This window comes from Chamaesiphon sp. OTE_75_metabat_556 (genome assembly GCF_031378165.1).
GTDB lineage: Bacteria > Cyanobacteriota > Cyanobacteriia > Cyanobacteriales > Chamaesiphonaceae > Chamaesiphon.
In genome coordinates this window covers 1-4,060 of the sequence record NZ_JANNDR010000237.1, presented here as the reverse complement: position 1 = coordinate 4,060, position 4,060 = coordinate 1, and the positions used below count along the sequence as shown (strand labels likewise).

Genomic DNA, 4,060 nt, shown 5'->3' with positions numbered 1-4,060 from the left:
CAATTCTTTCTCTTAAATCCATTGAGTATGGCTTCACAATCTAAACCCGAACCTAAATTCTAATATTCAACTTACTGTACCTCATAAACCCGCAAACCGCTGTATACTTACGTGAATTTAGTCAGGCATTCTTTGCTTACTGGGCAGGGGATACCTCGGTGAAGAACAAAGGATCTTTAATATTCAATCCTTTCGAGCGATACAAGCATGTTGCTCCTATTCATCGAGTCATTTTTATACTTGTATTCCTAATAATGGGAGGAGTTTGGCTACCAGGTGGAATTGCATACATTAATCAACACAAGATAAGAAATCGTCTTTTGCGAAGCACTGTTGCAGCCGCAAGACCGATTTCTAGTATTTTAATATCCTTAATCCTTTCATTTTATTTCCAAAATATCTCTAGTGATATTTCAATAATAGAGAGTAAAATCACAGAAGATTTATGGTTGCCTGTCAGCATAGCGTTTTTAGTTTACTTACAGGTTTTTGCAGCGATCTTTAACCTGATACCAATTCCTGGACTAGATGGATATGATATTATAGATCCTTGGCTGTCAAACCATGTTCGATCTAAATTCAATTACTTAAGAAAATACAATACATTAATTATTATTGGGCTGCTGTGGTGGAGTGTCTTTTCATTTCGGTTAATTGAAATAACTGTTAGCAAGACGCTAAAAATCCCGAACACCTTTATCGAGGCAGGATTATTCTCTTTTCAACAAACTCTATATCTAATATTTAGTTTTGCGTTTTTCATGATTGTGATTTGGAGTTGGGGCTTAAATTATCCATCAAATATAACTAATAAATCTCAGGATTCAGTGAAGAGAAAAGCTACTGTCGCAAATCGCCCAGATAGAGGCACTCACAGCAATCCAACTGCTAGCGGAAATACAGTCAAAGAAAAGGTTAACATTAGTAGTCAAGTACATCCAGAAACTCGTAGACGCGCGATCGCATTAGCTAGCTATGATAAGGATCGTATTGAGCGATTATTAAATGGCGTTCGTCTTAAAAATCCAGATCGCTCTGAGCAATGGTATTGGGAGAAAATTTTGTATGACATGGAACGAGATCGGGGATTCTGAGTACTGATTCATACGCTTCGTAAAAACTAGATCGTCCAGTATCGATCGCTGCATGATGATTGGAAACTATGAAATCATTGCCAACCCGATGACTAAATCGATCGCATAACATTAACCATGAGCACAAAAGATAAACTTATTTGCGCCACCTACGCGCTGATTGCCTTGGTAGCTTTGCCAGCTACCTGGATCAATAATATTGCCTTCATGACCCAGCCTACCAACAATTCCATGCTGGACTTCATACGTGCTGCCTACGTCAACGCTGCCACCGCGTCCCTTGCCAACGATCTCTTCCTGCTCGCCGCCGCTGCCTGTATCTTCATGGCGATCGAAGGTCGGCGGGTGGGGATTCGCTACGTCTGGCTCTACATCACATTCTCCGCGCTCATTGCCATTAGTGTCACCTTTCCGCTATTTCTCCTCGTCAGACACATCAAGATTACCAACCCGCAGCCCGAACAAATTACCACCGAAGCCGTTTAAACCATCCTCTGAAAAATCCCCTCCCAGGAGCGGCGGTTTTATGCTGGGGTTCCCTCAGAATAAAAAAACGACAAGACAGGGGTGCCCACAGGGTGGGGTGGGTAGATCCCCGCCACCTACCAAAAATCTCGGATCGATCGCCACTACTCCCTTTCCGGCATAAGACTATAGGAATTTAGCCACTCAAAAGCTTGTCCTATCAGGATTTACCACTGGTAATCTTATCGCAGGAAGGGAGTAAGCACCAATCCATTCGGTAGACCACACACCCATAAATCAATCGCTGATGATACCATAAATAGATAAGAAAGCTGTAAAGATATAAATACTTCAGCACTCATATTTTTTAGATTAAACTCCCCCATCGCTTGCCCACTATGCTGAAAAAATTATTTGGCGATCCCAACGCTCGCAAACTGAAAAAGTATCAACCGATCGTGACCGAGATTACGCTGCTCGAAGAAGAAATGCAGCAGCTCAGTGACGAGCAACTCAAAGGGAAAACCACAGAATTCAAGCGCAGACTGGAGCAAGCGAATAACGACGAGGAAGAAAAAGAACTCCTCAACGACCTCCTCCCCGAAGCCTTTGCCGTCGTCCGTGAAGCTGGCAAACGCGTTCTCGGTTTGCGCCACTTTGATGTGCAGATGCTCGGTGGGATGATTCTCCATGAAGGCCAAATCGCCGAAATGAAAACTGGGGAAGGTAAAACTCTAGTAGCAACGCTGCCCGCCTATCTCAATGCCCTCAGAGGCAAAGGCGTCCATGTCATCACCGTCAACGATTATCTGGCCAGACGTGATGCTGAGTGGATGGGACAAGTTCACCGCTTCTTGGGATTATCCGTCGGCTTGATCCAATCGGGGATGAGTCCCCCAGAGCGGAAAAAAAATTATAACTGCGATGTCACCTACGCCACCAACAGCGAGCTAGGTTTTGACTATCTGCGAGATAATATGGCCGAAGCAATGGCCGAAGTCGTCCAACGTCCGTTTAACTTTTGCATTATTGACGAAGTAGACTCAATTCTCATTGATGAAGCACGGACGCCCTTGATTATTTCTGGTCAAGTCGAACGTCCGACCGAGAAATATCTCCGAGCTGCCGATATCGCCCGTGGCTTGAACAAGGAAAACCACTATGAAGTAGACGAAAAAGCGCGGAATGTGCTGTTGAATGAGGAAGGTTACTCGGAAGCAGAGCGGCTGCTCGGCGTCACGGATCTCTATAACGAAGAAGATCCTTGGGCACACTATATCTTTAATGCGATCAAAGCCAAAGAACTCTTCATCTGCGATGTCAATTACATCATCATGAACGGTGAAGTAACGATCGTTGATGAATTTACCGGACGGGTACTCGCCGGACGTCGCTGGAGCGATGGCTTGCACCAAGCCGTCGAAGCTAAGGAAAAGGTCAAAATTCAGAATGAAACTCAAACCCTCGCAACGATTACTTACCAAAACTTCTTCCTGCTCTATCCCAAATTAGGTGGGATGACGGGTACGGCCAAAACCGAAGAAGTCGAGCTGGAAAAAACCTATAAAATTCAGGTCACGGTAATGCCCACCAATCGGGTACGCCAGCGATATGACTATCCTGATGTCGTCTACAAAACCGAAGAAGCCAAATGGCGCGCTGTCGCTCAAGAATGCGCGGAAATGCACAATACTGGTCGCCCAGTGTTAGTTGGTACCACCAGTATCGAAAAATCGGAGATTCTCTCTCAACTATTGCATCAACTAGAAATTCCCCACCAACTCCTGAATGCTAAACCAGAGAACGTGGAGCGGGAATCGGAAATCATCGCTCAAGCCGGACGTAAAGGTGCAGTGACGATCGCGACCAACATGGCCGGACGCGGAACGGATATCATCTTAGGTGGTAACTCCGACTATATGGCACGTCTGAAAATTCGGGAATTCCTGATGCCCCGGATTGTCGCACCAGAAGATGATGGTAATTTTAGCCCCGCGACTGTCGCCGCAGCTCAACAGAGCAAGGCTTCCGGTCAAGGTTTTGGTGGTGGGAAGAAAGTCAAAACTTGGAAAGCATCGCCGGATATTTTCCCCACTGAAATTTCTAAGGAAACTGAAGAGCTACTCAAAGATGCGGTCAACTTTGCGGTTAGTTACTATGGCGAACGCAGCGTCTCCGAACTCGATGCCGAAGAAACCATCGCTGTCGCCTGTGAAAAAGCCCCCACCGAAATCGAAGCCATCCAAAAGCTGCGGAATGCCTACAAAGCCGTCCGCCAAGAGTACGACGCTTTTACGAAGGTCGAACATGAGGAAGTACTAACTAATGGCGGTTTGCACGTCATCGGTACCGAACGCCATGAATCGCGGCGGGTAGATAACCAACTACGCGGTCGGGCGGGTCGTCAGGGCGATAAAGGTTCCACTAAGTTCTTCCTCAGTTTAAAAGATCCCTTGATGCAAATCTTCGGTGGCGATCGAGTCAGCAGCTTGATGGATGCT

At 45.8% G+C, this 4,060-nt stretch carries 3 protein-coding genes; all 3 read left to right on the top strand.

What is annotated here, in order from left to right:
• The first annotated feature begins 158 nt into the window (after positions 1–158).
• A complete protein-coding gene (locus tag RMO27_RS09715) occupies positions 159–1,094 on the top strand; it encodes a site-2 protease family protein (protein WP_396133654.1) in 936 nt (311 codons plus the stop codon).
• Between the two features lie 117 nt (positions 1,095–1,211).
• Positions 1,212–1,580 carry a DUF2834 domain-containing protein gene (locus tag RMO27_RS09710; RefSeq protein ID WP_309731815.1) on the top strand — a complete coding sequence of 123 codons (369 nt, stop codon included), beginning with the start codon at positions 1,212–1,214 and terminating at the stop codon, positions 1,578–1,580.
• Between the two features lie 377 nt (positions 1,581–1,957).
• Positions 1,958–4,060, top strand: a 2,103-nt coding sequence (secA, locus tag RMO27_RS09705; protein ID WP_309731812.1) for a preprotein translocase subunit SecA, incomplete at its 3' end; no start/stop codon positions are given.